Origin of the sequence: Streptomyces sp. NPDC002669 (assembly GCF_042889165.1) — a bacterium.
In the GTDB taxonomy this organism is placed as follows: Bacteria; Actinomycetota; Actinomycetes; order Streptomycetales; family Streptomycetaceae; genus Streptomyces.
Genome location: NZ_JBIAQQ010000025.1, coordinates 45024 through 60559 on the forward strand (window position 1 = coordinate 45024; position 15536 = coordinate 60559).

At 72.4% G+C, this 15536-nt stretch carries 14 protein-coding genes; 5 read left to right on the forward strand and 9 right to left on the reverse strand.

The features are described from left to right. Positions 1-34: 34 nt before the first annotated feature. The 3 genes from ACFYW1_RS29805 to ACFYW1_RS29815 form a co-directional block, all read right to left on the reverse strand. On the reverse strand, positions 35-1126 hold the full coding sequence (locus ACFYW1_RS29805; RefSeq protein ID WP_388999944.1) for a branched-chain amino acid aminotransferase: 1092 nt from the start codon (positions 1124-1126) through the stop codon (positions 35-37). A gap of 239 nt (positions 1127-1365) precedes the next feature. Then, complete coding sequence (locus ACFYW1_RS29810) at positions 1366-2406, reverse strand: 3-isopropylmalate dehydrogenase (protein ID WP_388999947.1); 1041 nt, start codon at positions 2404-2406, stop codon at positions 1366-1368. 601 nt (positions 2407-3007) lie between these two features. Further along, on the reverse strand, positions 3008-3136 hold the full coding sequence (locus ACFYW1_RS29815; RefSeq protein ID WP_388999950.1) for a hypothetical protein: 129 nt from the start codon (positions 3134-3136) through the stop codon (positions 3008-3010). Between the two features lie 454 nt (positions 3137-3590). Between ACFYW1_RS29815 and ACFYW1_RS29820 the strand changes: the two genes are divergently transcribed. The 4 genes from ACFYW1_RS29820 (at position 3591) to ACFYW1_RS29835 (ending at position 7029) form a co-directional block, all read left to right on the forward strand. Then, positions 3591-4163: a CDP-alcohol phosphatidyltransferase family protein gene (locus ACFYW1_RS29820; RefSeq protein WP_388999953.1), complete on the forward strand. Its 573-nt coding sequence runs from the start codon at positions 3591-3593 to the stop codon at positions 4161-4163. After that, on the forward strand, positions 4160-5020 hold the full coding sequence (locus ACFYW1_RS29825; RefSeq protein WP_388999956.1) for a phosphatidate cytidylyltransferase: 861 nt from the start codon (positions 4160-4162) through the stop codon (positions 5018-5020). The genes ACFYW1_RS29820 and ACFYW1_RS29825 overlap by 4 nt, the downstream gene beginning before the upstream one ends. Next, complete coding sequence (locus ACFYW1_RS29830; protein ID WP_388999959.1) at positions 5017-6225, forward strand: lysophospholipid acyltransferase family protein; 1209 nt, start codon at positions 5017-5019, stop codon at positions 6223-6225. The genes ACFYW1_RS29825 and ACFYW1_RS29830 overlap by 4 nt, the downstream gene beginning before the upstream one ends. An 81-nt stretch (positions 6226-6306) precedes the next feature. Further along, a complete protein-coding gene (locus ACFYW1_RS29835) occupies positions 6307-7029 on the forward strand; it encodes a nitroreductase family protein (RefSeq protein ID WP_388999962.1) in 723 nt (240 codons plus the stop codon). 141 nt (positions 7030-7170) lie between these two features. On the opposite strand, the gene pruA is transcribed toward ACFYW1_RS29835, so the two are convergent. Continuing rightward, on the reverse strand, positions 7171-8802 hold the full coding sequence (gene pruA, locus ACFYW1_RS29840; protein WP_388999965.1) for an L-glutamate gamma-semialdehyde dehydrogenase: 1632 nt from the start codon (positions 8800-8802) through the stop codon (positions 7171-7173). A gap of 53 nt (positions 8803-8855) precedes the next feature. Continuing rightward, positions 8856-9782 (reverse strand): proline dehydrogenase family protein, encoded by a 927-nt coding sequence (locus ACFYW1_RS29845; protein ID WP_388999968.1) that lies wholly within the window; start codon positions 9780-9782, stop codon positions 8856-8858. Between the two features lie 179 nt (positions 9783-9961). Between ACFYW1_RS29845 and ACFYW1_RS29850 the strand changes: the two genes are divergently transcribed. Continuing rightward, entirely contained in the window at positions 9962-11137 is a 1176-nt protein-coding gene (locus ACFYW1_RS29850) for a PucR family transcriptional regulator (RefSeq protein ID WP_388999971.1), read from the forward strand. Between the two features lie 26 nt (positions 11138-11163). Here the strand turns inward: ACFYW1_RS29850 and ACFYW1_RS29855 are convergent, their stop codons facing one another. The 4 genes from ACFYW1_RS29855 to ilvC all read right to left on the reverse strand — a co-directional run bounded on the left by ACFYW1_RS29855 (position 11164) and on the right by ilvC (position 15459). After that, the gene (locus tag ACFYW1_RS29855) at positions 11164-11688 is read right to left on the reverse strand and encodes a hypothetical protein (RefSeq protein ID WP_388999974.1); all 525 of its coding nucleotides are present in this window, start codon (positions 11686-11688) and stop codon (positions 11164-11166) included. Between the two features lie 242 nt (positions 11689-11930). Beyond that, a complete protein-coding gene (locus tag ACFYW1_RS29860; RefSeq protein WP_388999977.1) occupies positions 11931-12512 on the reverse strand; it encodes a TetR/AcrR family transcriptional regulator in 582 nt (193 codons plus the stop codon). Positions 12513-12590: 78 nt separating this feature from the next. After that, positions 12591-14183: a phosphoglycerate dehydrogenase gene (gene serA, locus ACFYW1_RS29865; protein WP_388999980.1), complete on the reverse strand. Its 1593-nt coding sequence runs from the start codon at positions 14181-14183 to the stop codon at positions 12591-12593. A 274-nt stretch (positions 14184-14457) separates the two neighbouring features. Then, on the reverse strand, positions 14458-15459 hold the full coding sequence (gene ilvC, locus ACFYW1_RS29870; protein ID WP_388999983.1) for a ketol-acid reductoisomerase: 1002 nt from the start codon (positions 15457-15459) through the stop codon (positions 14458-14460). Positions 15460-15536: the final 77 nt, after the last annotated feature.

A 15536-nucleotide genomic window follows, 5' to 3' on the forward strand; every position in this document is an offset into this window, starting at 1 on the left:
CGTGCACGGCCCGGCCGGACGGCCGGGCGGGAGGTCACTCGCCGAGCGGGTGCATCCAGCCGTGGGTGTCCTCGACGACCCCGCGCTGGATGTCCAGCAGGCGCTCGCGCAGCTTCATCGAGACCTCGCCGGGCTCGCCCCCGCTCTGGACCCACTCGCCGCCCTCGCACTTGACGGTGCCGACGGGGGTGATGACGGCCGCGGTGCCGCAGGCGAAGACCTCGGTGAGGGTGCCGTTCGCGGCGTCGTCGCGCCACTGGTCGATGGAGACGCGGCCCTCCTCGGACTCGTAGCCGAGGTCGCGGGCGACCTGGAGCAGCGAGTCACGGGTGATGCCGGCGAGCAGGGAGCCGGTCAGCGCCGGGGTGACGATCTTGTTCCCGTACACGAAGTACAGGTTCATGCCGCCGAGTTCCTCGACCCACTTGTGCTCGACCGCGTCGAGGTAGGCCACCTGGTCGCAGCCCTTGGCACTGGCCTCGGCCTGGGCGAGGAGGGACGCGGCGTAGTTGCCGCCGGTCTTGGCGTCGCCCACGCCGCCGGGGACGGCGCGCACCCGGTCCTCGGAGAGCCAGATGGAGACCGGCTTCACACCGCCGGGGAAGTACGCCCCGGCGGGCGAGGCGATCACCACGAACAGGTACTCGTTGGCGGGCTTCACCCCGAGGCCGACCTCGGTCGCGATCATGAACGGGCGCAGGTAGAGGGACTCCTCGCCGCCGTGCGGGGGAACCCATGCGCGGTCCTGCCGGACCAGCAGGTCGCACGCCTCGATGAAGGTCTCGACGGGCAGTTCCGGCATGGCCATGCGGCGGGCCGACGCCTGGAAGCGCCGGGCGTTGGCCTCGGGGCGGAACGTGGCGACGCCGCCGTCGGGCCTGCGGTACGCCTTGAGACCCTCGAAGATCTCCTGCGCGTAGTGGAACACGGTGGTCGCGGGGTCGAGCGCGAGCGGGCCGTAGGGGATGAGCTGGCCGTCGTGCCAGCCGCGGCCCTCGGTCCACCGGATCGTCACCATGTGGTCGGTGAAGCGGCGGCCGAATCCGGGGTTGACCATGCTGGCCTCGCGCTCCGCGTCGGACAGCGGGTTCGCGGAGGGCTTGAGCTCGATCGTGGGCGTCGTCATGAGTGCGTGTCCTTCACCTGTTGTGTGTGTTGGACCGCGCTCACGCCTCTCCCGCCGGGCAGGTACTAGGACGTCCGAGCTTCAGTACGAGCCGCGGTCCCGTTCGATTATCGCTCCGGGGCAGCCTGGCACGAAATGACGCGAATGCGGTCCAGTGGTCGATGGTGGCACCCCGGGCCGCACAGGAGAAGCCGCCGGGCGCTGTCGCCACCCGGCGGCTCGTGAGCGGAGTCGTCGGGTCAGCCCGCTACGCGTACCGCCAGCGCGTCGCCGATCTGATCGGTCGTACGGGCCGCGCCGTCGCGCTCCGCGAGGTCGGCGGAGACGGCGTCCTCGATGCGCACGGCCTCGGCCTCGTGACCGAGGTGGCGCAGCAGGAGGGCGACGGAGAGGATCGTGGCGGTCGGGTCGGCCTTGCCCTGCCCCGCGATGTCGGGGGCGGAGCCGTGGACCGGTTCGAACATCGACGGGAAGGCGCCCGTCGGGTTGATGTTGCCGGAGGCGGCCAGGCCGATGCCACCGGTCACGGCGGCGGCGAGGTCGGTGAGGATGTCGCCGAAGAGGTTGTCGGTGACGATGACGTCGAAGCGCTCCGGCTGGGTGACGAAGAAGATCGTCGCCGCGTCGACGTGCAGGTAGTCCGTGGTGACCTCGGGGTATTCGGTCGCGACGCGGTCGAAGATGTTCTTCCACATGTGACCCGCGTACACCAGGACGTTGTTCTTGTGGACCAGCGTCAGCTTCTTGCGCGGGCGGGCGTTCGCCCGCTCGAACGCGTCACGGACGACGCGCTCGACGCCGTACGCGGTGTTGACGCTGACCTCGGTGGCGACCTCGGCCGGGGTGCCGGTGCGCAGCGAGCCGCCGTTGCCCGTGTAGGGGCCCTCGGTGCCCTCGCGGACGACGACGAAGTCGATGTCCGGGCGGCCGGCCAGCGGGGTCGCGGTGTTCGGGAAGAGCTTCGACGGCCTCAGGTTGATGAAGTGGTCGAAGGCGAACCGCAGCTTCAGCAGGAGCCCGCGCTCCAGGACCCCGGAGGGCACGGAGGGGTCGCCGATCGCGCCGAGCAGGATGGCGTCGTGCCCCTTGAGGGCTTCGAGCTCCGCGTCCGGGAGGGTCTCTCCGGTGCGGTGCCAGCGCCGGGCACCAAGGTCGTACTCCTTGGTCTCCAGCTTCACATCCTGCGGAAGCACGGCCCCGAGGACCTTGAGGCCCTGGGCCACGACCTCCTGGCCGATTCCGTCACCGGGGATCACTGCGAGATTGATGCTGCGAGACATGTCCGCACCTTACTGCTCGTCCCACCTCATGACATACGACGTCCACGATTCGGACAGGCGGGGAGTCGTACGCATGCCGCTCGCCCGTTCGACGGGGTGGCCTCGGCCCGAGGGCGGACGTTCGGAGGCGCGGGCATCCCCGTTTCGGGACACCCGGGAAGCCCGCCGCCGGTATGGCCATGGCCGAGCAGCACGAATGTCTGCGGACCCGGCCGGCCCGGCGCGCGACGGCATCGCGCACGTCACGACGGGCGGGACGGGCAGGCCGCTCCACGGCTTCCGGTCCCGGACGGCTACGAGGGACGGGCCCGAGGCCGGGAGGGCGTCGACACGTACCACGTGGTCGAGGGCGGCGGGAGCGTGGAGCGGGCGCGCCGTGCCGGGTTCTCGTTCCCGGCGGTGGAGGTGACGCCCGGACGGCACCCGTGGATGGAGGTGACCGCACTCGCCGGGCCGGGCGGGCGCGTCGACCACTTCGAGACCGGCCGCGGCCGACTTCCGTCGGGGCGGCGCCCGGTCTCGGGAGCCGCCCGGCCCCCGAGGCCGGGCGGTCGGCGGCCATCGGCGACCGGTCCCCGCGGACCGGTGCCGAAAGCCGGGGTCAGTGGCCCGTGGAGCCGCCGTTGTCCCGTCGGTCGAGGGCCCGCTGCAGGGCGGCGGCGGCGTTCTGGCGCTCCGACTCGGTCGGGCGGTGGGTACGGCGGACGCGGCGGACGGTCGTCTCGGCCATGGTGGATCGACTCCTTGAGATCGCGAGGATTTCGAGATCGAAAAATCGTGAGGGTGATTTCGAGATCAGGATTTCGAGGTGCCTGAAGGGGCGGAGGCGGGCGCCGCAGGGGTTGCCTGCACGGGGCGCGCGCTCGGGACCGCCAGTCGCTGGTTCCAGCGAGACGTTCGGCTCCTACAAAGCTAGGGCAGCCCGGACGGTCTGTCTCCACAATTACTCGGACTTCCTACTATCTGAGACGGAGGTTTGCGCCGGACCGCCCCCGTTCCGCCCCCCGGAGCCCGTACGGCAGTCGGTCGTCCCTGGTCAAAGGGGCGAGGTGGCCGATCGGGGCGCTCGTGCGAGGAGGGTCACACCCCTCGCCCGAATACCCGGGCGCACGCCCCGAGTACTCAGCCGCAGGTGAGTACTCACCCCGTGTCGAACGATTGTGCTTCGCCCGAGAGTGGAAGCCATGAACGGCCTCTACGCTCTCAAGCCCTGGTACGCGGACCGGCTCTCCGGTGTCCGCGCCTCGCTGGCCCGCCGTGAGGTGTCGCCCGACGCCCTCACCGCGGCCGGGGTGGTCTCGGCCGCCGGTGCCGCCGCCGCACTGGCCTGGCTGCCCGCCGGCCCCGCGGCCCTGCCGGTCGCCGTACTGCTCGCCGCCCGGCTCGCCTTCGCCAACCTGGACGGCGCACTGGCCCGCGACACGGGCCGGACCACCAGGCGCGGCGCGGTGCTCAACGAGCTCGGCGACCGGGCGGCGGACCTGGTCGTGCTGGCCGGGTTCCTGACGCTCGCCCCGCTGTGGCTGGTGGCGGCGGCCGGGCTCGCGGCGACGCTGCCGTCCTGGGTGTCGCTGGCCGGTGCCGCGGCGGGCGCGCCCCGGCGCAACGGCGGCCCGGTCGGCAAGACCGAGCGCTGTCTGCTGGTGGTGGTCGCCGCGGCGAGCGGCTGGGCCGTGCCCGTCCTGATCGTGATCGCCGCCGGTTCGCTGCTGACCGCGGCGCTCCGGCTGGCCGGCCTGTGGCGGGAACTGGCATGAGCGCCGTACTGATCGCCGAGGAGGCGGCGGCGCGGGCCGTGCCGCTGGTCGCGGGGGTGCTGGGGGCGGGCGGGGTCGCCGTCGCCGTACTGCCGTCGAAGGTCCGGATGCGGGCCGAGCTGCGCAAGCGGTGGCGCACCTGGGCGCTGGTGGCGCCGGTCTTCCTGGGGGCGTACTTCCTGGGCGGCGGCGGCACGTTCGTGCTGGCCGCCGGGCTCGGGGCGGTCGCGGCGGGCGAGTTCGCCCGGATGGCGGGGCTGCGGCGCGGCGACCTCGCGGTGCTGGTGGCGGCCTCGGTGGTGCTTCCCGCGCTGGCGTGGCTGGTGCCGGAGGTCCTCGACGTGCGGGCGGCGGCGCTGCTGCTGGTCGCGGCCGCGCTGCCCCCGGTGCTGGCCGGGGACGACCGGACCGGCTTCACCCGGACCGCCCGCACCGCCTTCGGGCTGCTGTGGATCCCGGTCGCCCTGACCGGTCTGGTGACGCTCGGCGAGAGCGGTGTCGCGGTGGGGCTCGCGGTGGCGCTCGGCGACGTGGGCGCCTGGTGCGGCGGCACGGCGCTGGGCCGGCGGGGCCCACTGGCGCGGCCGCTGTCGCCGCTGTCCCCCAACAAGACCTGGGCGGGGGTGCTCGGCGCGGCGGTGGCCACGGCCCTGCCGCTGCTCGTGCTCGGCTCGTTCACGTTCCCGCTGTGGGCCGCGGTGCTCGGCGGCTGTGTCCTCGGCGACCTGCTCGAATCGATGGTCAAGCGCGAGTCCGGGGTGAAGGACGCGGGTGACTGGCTGCCCGGTTTCGGCGGCCTCCTCGACCGGATCGACTCCCTGCTGGTGGCTCTTCTCCTGGCGATGGTGATGACATGACCTCCACCCTTCCCCGCGTCCGCGACCGGATCGCGCTGCCCGCCCGTTCCCGGTTCTCCGCCGCGCTCCGGCGCGGTCTGTGGTGGGGCATCCTCAGCCTCACCGGTGGGGTGGAGCGGCGCGGCCGGCTGCCGCGCGGCGGCTGTGTCGTCGTCGCCAACCACTCCTCGCACGCCGACACGGCGGCGCTCCTCGCCGCGCTCGACGCCCGGCACACCCCGGCGATCGGGGCCGCGGCGGACTACTGGTTCGCCTCTCCGTGGCGGCGCCGGATCTGCCGCAGGCTGGCCGCCGGGTTCCCGGTCCGGCGCAGCGGCGGCGGCATGGACGACCTGCTGACCATGGCGGACGAGCTGCGGGCGGGCCGGGCGGTCGTCCTGTTCCCGGAGGGCACCCGGGGCCGGGACGGCGAGCTGGGCTCCTTCCACCGGGGCGCGCTGGTGCTGGCCGAGCGGGCGGGCGTCCCGGTGGTGCCGGTGGGGATCGCGGGCACGGACCGGCTGCTGCCGAAGCACGGCAGGCTGCGCCCGGCACTGGTGCGGGTGTCGATCGGCGACCCGCTGCCGTCGGCGATCGGCCCGCGGGAGGCCCGCGACGCGGTGGTGGCGCTGCACCGGCGTACGGTCGCCGAGCCGCTGCGGGACTCCGCGACGCGGCGCCGGGTGGCGGCGGTCGCCGTCTCGCGGTGGGGTGTCCCCCTGGCGTTCCTGTGGGCGCTGGCGGAGGCGCTGAGCTGGCCGCTGATGCCGGAGCTGCTGCTGGGCGCGGTCTGCGTGGCCGTGCCGGGGGCGGCGCTGCGGCTGTCGCTGGGCGCCCTGGCCGGGAGCCTGGTCGGTGGCCTGCTCGCCCTCCAGCTGGCCTCGGCCGGGGTGCGGCTGCCCGCGCCGCTGACCACGGACCGGATGCGGGCCGAGGTGCGTCACGAACTCGCCCTGGAGGGCGCGTCCGCGGTGCGCCACCAGCCGTGGAACGGCATTCCGTTCAAGGTGTACGGGGCGGAGGCGGGGCGCGCGGGGGTGCCGACGGCCGACTGGCTCGCCGCGTCGGCGAAGGCCCGTGGTTCCCGGACCCTGACGGTCGGCCTCGGTTTCGCGGCCCTCGGCATGCTGATGCGCCGCCACCGCCGCCACTACGGCCGCTACCTGGTCCTGCTGGGCGGCGGCTTCACGGCGGGGCTCTCGCTGATCGTCGCGGGCTGGGGCTGAGCGGACACTGACCGACGGGCGCACCGGTTCTGTCCGGCGGGACCCTGGTCCGGACCTGCCCCCGCCCGTCACACTGCCCGCATGTCCGACACCACAGCCACACCCGCACCCGTGCCCCCGCGGTGGACGCCCGTCCACGGCGAGCCCTACCGACCGGTCCCCCACCGCCCCGAGCGGATCGCGGCCGACGAGTCGCTCGCGCACGCCGCCCGTCTGCGCCGGCGGATGGACGAGCGCAGGACCGTACGCCGGTTCTCCCGCGATCCCGTGCCCGAGCAGGTCGTCAGGGACGCGATCGCCTGCGCCGCGACCGCCCCGTCCGGGGCGCACCAGCAGCCGTGGACCTTCGTCCTGGTCAAGGACCCCGAGGTGCGGCGGCGCATCCGGGAGGCGGCCGAGCACGAGGAGCGGATCAGCTACGACGGGCGGCTCGGTGAGGAGTGGCTGGCGGCGCTGCGCCCGCTGGGCACGGACGCCGTCAAGGCCCACATGACGGACGCCCCGGCCCTGGTCGTGGTGTTCCAGCAGAGGTACTGGGTGGGCGAGGACGGCACGAAGCACAAGCACTACTACGTCGACGAGTCGGTCGGGATCGCCGTCGGGATGCTGCTGACGGCCCTGCACCTGTCGGGCCTGGCGGCGCTGATCCACACCCCGAGCCCGATGCGGTTCCTGCGCGAGGTGCTCGGCCGCCCGGAGAACGAGAAGGCGTTCGCGGTGATCCCGGTCGGGTATCCGGCCGACGACTGCGAGGTGCCGGACCTGGTGCGCAAGTCGCTGGACCAGGTGCTCGTGGAGATCTGAGCCCGGGGCCTGCGGGCACCTCCGGAAGGCCCGGACGGCCCGTCCCGGGCCCGGAAATGGAAACCGCCTCCCGGCCGGCAGGGGAACCGGGCGGGAGGCGGAGTTCGGGGCGGGGCGTCGGGGTGGGACGCCCCGAGGGGATCAGCCCTGGTGGGGGTAGGTGTAGTCGGTCGGCGGGACCAGCGTCTCCTTGATGGCCCGGGTCAGCGTCCAGCGCTGGAGGTTCTGCGGGGCACCCGCCTTGTCGTTCGTGCCCGAGGCGCGGCCGCCGCCGAAGGGCTGCTGGCCGACGACGGCACCGGTCGACTTGTCGTTGATGTAGAAGTTGCCCGCGGCGTACCGCAGCTTCTCCATCGTGTACGCGGCCGCGGCGCGGTCGTTCGCGATGACGGAACCGGTCAGCGCGTAGTCGGAGACCGACTCCATCTGCTCCAGCATCTCGTCGTACTTGTCGTCCTCGTAGACGTGCACGGCGAGGATCGGGCCGAAGTACTCGGTCGTGAAGACCTCGTTGGCCGGGTCGGTGCACTCGATGACGGTCGGGCGGACGAAGTAGCCCACCGAGTCGTCGTAGGTGCCGCCCGCGACGACCGTGCAGGACGGGTCCGACTTGGCGCGGTCGATCGCGGCCTTGTTCTTGGCGAAGGAGCGCTCGTCGATGACGGCGCCGATGAAGTTCGACAGGTCGGTGACGTCACCCATGGTGATGCCGTCGACCTCGGCGGCGAACTTCTCCTTGAAACCGGAGTTCCAGATGGAGGCCGGGATGTACGCGCGGGAGGAGGCCGAGCACTTCTGGCCCTGGAACTCGAAGGAGCCGCGGGTCAGCGCGGTCTTCAGGACGGCGTGGTCGGCCGACGGGTGGGCGACGACGAAGTCCTTGCCGCCGGTCTCGCCGACGAGCCGCGGGTAGGTGCGGTAGTTGGCGATGTTGGTGCCGACCGTCTTCCACAGGTGCTGGAAGGTGGCGGTCGAGCCGGTGAAGTGGATGCCGGCCAGGTCGCGGTGGTTCAGGGCCACCTCGGAGACGGCGATGCCGTCGCCGGTCACCAGGTTGATGACGCCCTTGGGCAGGCCGGCCTCCTCCAGGAGCTGCATCAGCAGCACGGCGGCGTGGGTCTGCGTCGGGGACGGCTTCCACACCACGACGTTGCCCATGAGGGCCGGGGCGGTGGGCAGGTTGCCCGCGATGGCCGTGAAGTTGAACGGCGTGATCGCGTAGACGAAGCCCTCCAGCGGGCGGTGGTCCATGCGGTTCCACACGCCCGGCGAGTTGGCCGGGGGCTGCTCGGCCAGGATCTGGCGCGCGTAGTGCACGTTGAAGCGCCAGAAGTCGACGAGCTCGCAGGGGGTGTCGATCTCGGCCTGCTGGGCGGTCTTGGACTGGCCGAGCATCGTGGAGGCGGCCAGCGTCTCGCGCCACGGGCCGGCCAGCAGCTCGGCGGCGCGCAGGATGATCGCGGCGCGGTCGTCGAAGGACATCGCGCGCCACGCCGGGGCGGCGGCCAGCGCGGCGTCGATCGCGTCCTGCGCGTCCTGCTGCGTGGCGCCCGCGAAGGTGCCGATGACGGCCTTGTGGTTGTGCGGCTGCACGACGTCGAAGCGCTCGCCGCCACCCATCCGCTTCTCGCCGCCGATGGTCATCGGGAGGTCGATCGGGTTCTCGCTGAGCTCCTTGAGCTTCGCCTCCAGGCGAGCGCGCTCCGGGCTGCCCGGGGCGTAGGAGTGGACCGGCTCGTTGACCGGCGCGGGAACCTGGGTCACAGCGTCCATGAGTGCCTTGTCTCCTTGGTGTCGGCGGGGATGGGGGGCGGCCTGGGGCCGGTTCAGCCCTTGGTGAGGATGGAACGGCCGAAGAACATCAGGTTCGCCGGCTTCTCCGCGAGACGGCGCATGAAGTAGCCGTACCAGTCGGTGCCGTACGCGGTGTAGACCCGCATCCGGTGGCCCTCGGCCGCGAGCCGGAGGTGCTCGTCGCTGCGGATGCCGTACAGCATCTGGAACTCGTACTCGTCCAGTTTGCGCCCTGCCTTGCGGCCCAGCTCCTGGGCGATGGCGATCAGACGCGGGTCGTGGGACCCGATCATCGGGTAGCCCTCGCCCTCCATCAGGGTCTTGAGGATGCGGACGTACGCCTTGTCGATCTCGGCCTTGTCCTGGTACGCGACGGAGGCGGGCTCCTTGTAGGCGCCCTTCACGATGCGGACGCGGCTGCCGTTGGCGGCCAGCCGGCGGGCGTCCTCCTCGGTGCGGAACAGGTAGGCCTGGATCACACAGCCGGTCTGCGGGAAGTCCTTCCGCAGCTCCTCGTGGATGGCGAACATCGAGTCGAGGGTGGTGTGGTCCTCGGCGTCCAGGGTGACCGTGGTGCCGATCGCGGCGGCGGCCTCGACGACCGGGCGGACGTTGGCGAGCGCCAGCTCGTGCCCGCCCTCCAGCGACTGGCCGAACATGGAGAGCTTGACGGACATCTCGGCCCTGGTGCCCAGGCCCAGGTCCTTGAGGTGCTCGATCAGCTCCAGGTAGGCGTCCCGGGCGGCGGCGGCCTGCTCGGGGGTGGTGATGTCCTCGCCCACCACGTCGAGGGTGACCTCGAGGCCCTTGGCGGCGGCGTCCTCGATGATCGGGACGACCTGGTCGACGGTCTCGCCCGCGATGAACCGGTCGACGACCTGCTTGGTGCCAGGTGCCGCCGAGATGAAACGGCGCATCTTGTCGCTGCGGGACGCGGCGAGAATCACGGGACCCAGCACGGGGCACCTCCACGGAAAGTACGAACGAGGGCCATACCGGTACATGGAGAACAGATCGGTACAGCACGGAGAACCACCGTGAAATCTAAGGATCTCCCCGATCGTGTGCCATCGACAGCTGTCACGCATCCGTTCCCCGGTTCTCAGACATATGTCTGAAGGGGTGCGAGAATGGCCGGGTGAAGGGCGATTACCAGGAGCTGGTGGACGAGATCTCGGGGCTGCTCGGCGCTCCGGCGACGCTGGAGGACCGGGATTTCGCGCTGGTCGCCTTCGGCGCGCACGACAGCGACGACGACTCCGCGATGGACCCGGTCCGCACCCGTTCGATCCTGACCCGCCGTTCCACCCCCGCGGTCCGCGCCTGGTTCGAGGGCTTCGGCATCACGCGCGCCACCGGCCCGGTCCGCATCCCGGCCGCCCCGGAGGCCGGGGTCTTCCGGGACCGGCTCTGCCTTCCGGTACGCCACCGGAGTGCCGTGCTCGGTTACGTATGGCTGCTCGACGCCGAGCCGGGGCCGACCGACGAGCAGCTGAGGGCGGCGATGGAGGTGGCGGCCCGGATCGGGGCGCTGCTCGCCGCCGAGGCCCGGGCGGGCTCGGACCCGTCCCGCGAGTTCGGCGCGGTCCTGACCGCGGGGCGGGGCTGGCAGCGCGACATGGCGGTGGCCGCGCTGCACGAGGCGCTGGGGCCGGACGCGGAGGGGCTGCACGCGGTGGTGTGCGTGACCCCGTGGCCGGACGACCCGCCCTCGGTCCGTACGGTGCCGTCGGCGGCGGCGCTGGTCTCCGTCCCGCTCCCCGACGCCGGGCTCCCGGCGCTGGCCGCGCTGGTCCGGCTGCGCTCGGCCGAGGCCCTCGCCCCGGCCCTCACCGCCGCGGAGCGGCTGCGTTCCACCGTCGGCCGGGACGCCACCGCCGGGATCTCCGCCCCCCGCCGGGGCCTGGTGGACCTGGCCGCGTCCTGGCACGAGGCGGCGGGCGCGGCCCGCGCCGCGGCGGCCGAGTCCCGCTTCGGCCCGGTCGCCGGATGGCCCGCGATCGGCCCGTACCGGCTGCTGACCGCGCTCCCGGCGGGGACCGCCGCGGACTTCGCCGTCCGCGCCCTGCTCGCCCCGTCGCACAAGGAGCTGGCCCACACCGCCGAGGTGTTCCTCGACTGCGCGGGCCAGGCCTCCCGGACCGCCGCCGAGCTGGGCGTCCACCGCCAGACGCTGTACTACCGGCTCTCCCGGATCCAGCAGCTCACCGGCCTCGACCTGAACGACGGCGAGGACCGGCTGCTGCTCCACATGGCGCTCAAGACCGCGCGTCTGCGGACCATCCGGGGTCCGGCGGTCCCGCCGGCGCCCTGACGTCCCGGGTCACCGGCCGCCCGCGGTCACCGGTCGTCGGTGTCCGGGACGGTGACGGACCGGAGGCTGACGAGCGCCGCCAGCACCAGCGGCGCGTCCCCGTCGCTGTGGCCCACGCCCAGCGCGACCCAGCGGCCGGTGCCGTCGACCGGGCCCCAGACCGTCAGGTCCCCGTAGAGGTCCTCGGAGAACAGCGCCTCGAACAGCGGCTCGACCGGGACGCCCCGCTGGTGGCGCAGCATCGGCACGTGCAGGGGCACCACGTGGTGCGGGCCCCATTCGCGGTCCAACTCCGCCGCCAGACCGGCGAGATGGGACTCGGACGCGTCCACGGCCTCGTGCCACTCGGATTCGTACACGCCGGTCAGCGAGTCGCCCTCCCAGAGCGGGACGATGCGGAACCCCGGGCCCGCGGTGGCGGTCCACTCCCCCGTGTCCGGCTCGCCCTCGGCCACGACGGGACCGGCCTCCGGCACCGGGCCGGCCAGCAGTCCCCGGACGTCGGCCAGCGCGCGGGCGGTGTCGAAGGTCTCCCCGGCGCGGGCGCTCACGGGGCGGTCCGGTGCGCCGGGGCCGTCGCTCCGGGAAGCGGCTTCGCGAGCCGCGCCGGAGGCCGGTGCCCGGCGGGCGCGCCGCGCCCCTCGCCCCCGCGTCCCGCGCCCCGCTCCGGCCGGGAGGCCCGAAGGCCCCGCACCCCACCGTTCATGCCCCGCTCCCCTCCGTCGTCCGGAACCGCGATCCGGTTCCGCCGTCCCGCCGGGCCGGGGCGTCCTCGCCCCCGCCCCCGGCACCGTCAGGACTCCCGCCCCTCCAGCACCGCTTTCAGACCATCCGTCAGATCCTGTGCGGACGGCGCGGATTCACTGTCCATCAGCCACTGCACCATCACGCCCGCGAGCAGTGCCTGGCAGAACAGCCCGGCCACCCGCGCCTTCTCCGGGTCCTTCTCCGGGTCGATGCCGAGCATGTTCTCGGCGAGCCCGTCGCGGCCCTCGCGCTGCGGTCCCACCAGGGCCTTCTGCAGCTCCGGGTCCTGGTCGATCCGGGAGACGACCTCCATCTGGAGCTGCCAGACGGACCGGGTCCCCTCGAAGCTGTCGATCACCCGCTGCCAGGTGTCGCGGAACTGGTCGAGCGGCGGCCGGGCCGCCTCGTCGCCGTCCGCGTCCCGCTTCTCGGTGAGCACATCGCCCCACTCCTCCGTCACCTTGAGGAAGGCGAGGTTGAGCAGGGCCTCCTTGGAGCCGTAGTGGTAGCCGATGGAGGCGAGGTTCGTACCGGAGGCGGCCACGATGTCGCGCGCCGTCGTCCGGGCGTACCCCTTCTCCAGCAGGCAGCGCTTGGCGCCTTCGAGCAGATCCTCACGGTGTCCCATGACAGCAGCGTACCCGGCGCCCAGACGTCCGTGTAAGACGGTTGTCTGGATTCCGGGTACGTGCCGGGACGGGACCGGTCAGTCGGTCAGGTTCACCGTGCGGGCCGAGGCGGCGCCGATCTCCGAGGAGATCTCGGCGAGCACCGCGGGCGGGACGTCGTCGTCGACGGTGAGCACGACCAGCGCCTCGCCGCCCGCGCCCGTCCGCGAGACCTGCATGCCCGCGATGTTCAGACCGGCCTCGCCGAGGATCCGTCCGACCGTGCCGACGACGCCGGGGCGGTCCTCGTAGCGCAGCACGACCATGTGGTCGGCCAGCGCCAGGTCCACGTCGTACTCGCCGACGGCGACGATCTTCTGGAGGTGCTTGGGACCGGCCAGCGTGCCGGAGACCGCGACCTCCTCGCCGCCCGAGAGCGTGCCGCGGACGGTGACCACGTTGCGGTGGTCGGGCGACTCGGAGCTGGTGGTGAGGCGGACCTCGACACCGCGCTCCTGCGCGAAGAGCGGGGCGTTCACGTACGACACGGTCTCGTCGACCACGTCCTCGAACACGCCCTTGAGCGCGGAGAGTTCGAGCACCTTGACGTCGTGCTGGGTGATCTCGCCGTACACCTCGACGTCGAGGCGGACCGCGACCTCGCCCGCGAGCGCGGTGAAGATCCGGCCGAGCTTCTCGGCGAGCGGCAGGCCCGGACGCACGTCCTCGGCGATCACACCGCCCTGGACGTTGACCGCGTCCGGCACGAGCTCGCCGGCGAGGGCCAGGCGGACGGACTTGGCGACCGCGATGCCCGCCTTCTCCTGGGCCTCGTCGGTGGAGGCGCCGAGGTGCGGGGTGCAGACGACCTGGTCGAACGCGAACAGCGGGGAGTCCGTGCAGGGCTCCTTCGTGTACACGTCGAGGCCGGCGCCCGCGACGCGGCCCTCCTTGAGCGCGGAGGCCAGTGCCTCCTCGTCGACGATGCCGCCGCGCGCGGCGTTGACGATGCGCACCGAGGGCTTCACCTTGTGCAGCGCCTCGTCGCCGATCAGGCCGATCGTCTCGGGGGTCTTGGGCAGGTGCACGGTGATGAAGTCGGCGACCTCCAGCAGCTCGTCGAGCGAGAGCAGCTTGACGCCCATCTGCGCGGCCCGCGCGGGCTGCACGTAGGGGTCGTACGCGACGATCTTCATGCCGAAGGCCGACATGCGCTGGGCGACCAGGACGCCGATCCGGCCGAGGCCGACCACGCCGAGGGTCTTCTCGCTCAGCTCGACGCCGGTGTACTTCGAGCGCTTCCACTCGCCGTTCTTGAGGGCGGTGTTGGCCTGCGGGATGTTGCGCGCGGTGGCGACCAGCAGACCGCAGGCCAGCTCGGCGGCGGTGACGATGTTGGAGGTCGGGGCGTTGACGACCATCACGCCCGCCTTGGTGGCGGCGGAGACGTCCACGTTGTCCAGACCGACGCCCGCGCGGGCGACGACCTTCAGCTTCCCGGCGGCGGCGATGGCCTCGGCGTCGACCTTGGTGGCCGAGCGGACCAGGATGGCGTCCACGTCGGTGATCGCGGGGAGGAGCTCGGCGCGGTCCGCGCCGTTGCAGTGCCGGATCTCGAAGTCCGGGCCCAGGGCGTCAACCGTGGCGGGCGACAGCTCTTCAGCGATGAGTACGACAGGTTTCGAGCTCACGTGAGTCCTCACAGTTCCAGTGCGGACGGCCGTCCCGACGGCCGCAGGCGTGGAGGGGCTTGCCGCGTGGAAGACGCACGACACTGTGGGCCTGACGCGTGTATGGGGAGCAGTGTAGTCATGTGACCGGACCCGCACTGCGCCCCGTTGGAAGGATCACCCACACGGGGGTGGACGTCTTGTACACACGTATGGCGCGCCGCTTCTTCCGTGCGGTGGAACGACGGAAACGCCCCGGGGGCAGGCCCTGCGGCCCGCCCCCGGGGCGTCGGTGTCACGCGTCCTCGTCGTTGACCCAGCTCATGAGCTTGCGCAGCTCGCGGCCCGTGGTCTCCAGGAGGTGGTCGCTGTCGGCCTTCTTGTACTCGTTGTACTTCTTCAGGCCGCCGTGGTACTCGTCCATCCAGTTCTTGGCGAAGGTGCCGTCCTGGATCTCCGCGAGGACCTTCTTCATCTCGGCCTTGGTGGCGTCGGTGATGATCCGCGGGCCGGTGACGTAGTCGCCCCACTCGGCGGTCTCCGAGATGGACCAGCGCATCTTCTCCAGGCCGCCCTCGTACATGAGGTCCACGATGAGCTTCAGCTCGTGCAGGCACTCGAAGTACGCGATCTCCGGCTGGTAACCGGCCTCGGTCAGGGTCTCGAAACCGGCCTTGACCAGAGCGGCGGTGCCACCGCAGAGGACGGCCTGCTCACCGAACAGGTCGGTCTCGGTCTCCTCGGTGAAGGTCGTCTTGATGACGCCGGCGCGGGTGCCGCCGATGCCCTTGGCGTACGACAGGGCGAGCGCCAGGCCGTTGCCCGAGGCGTCCTGCTCGACGGCCACGATGCACGGGACGCCGCGGCCCTCCTCGTACTGGCGGCGGACCAGGTGGCCCGGGCCCTTCGGGGCGACCATGCAGACGTCGACGTCGGCCGGCGGCTTGATGAAGTCGAAGCGGATGTTCAGGCCGTGCCCGAAGAACAGCGCGTCGCCCGCCTTGAGGTTGTCCTTGATGGACTCCTCGTAGACCTGGGCCTGGATCGGGTCCGGGACCAGGATCATGATGACGTCGGCCTCGGCGGCGGCCTCGGCCGGCGTCACCACGCGCAGGCCCTGCTCCTCGGCCTTGGTCCTCGACTTGGAGCCCTCGTGCAGGCCGACACGGACGTCGACACCCGAGTCGCGCAGCGACAGCGCGTGGGCGTGACCCTGGCTGCCGTAGCCGATGACCGCGACCTTGCGGCCCTGGATGATGGACAGGTCGGCGTCGGCGTCGTAGAACAGCTCGGCCACTGGGTTTCTCCTTGGTGTGCAGGTGTTGCGTCCCACCGTACGGCGGGGGCGTCGAATACGTTGGGGGGTCTTGCCAT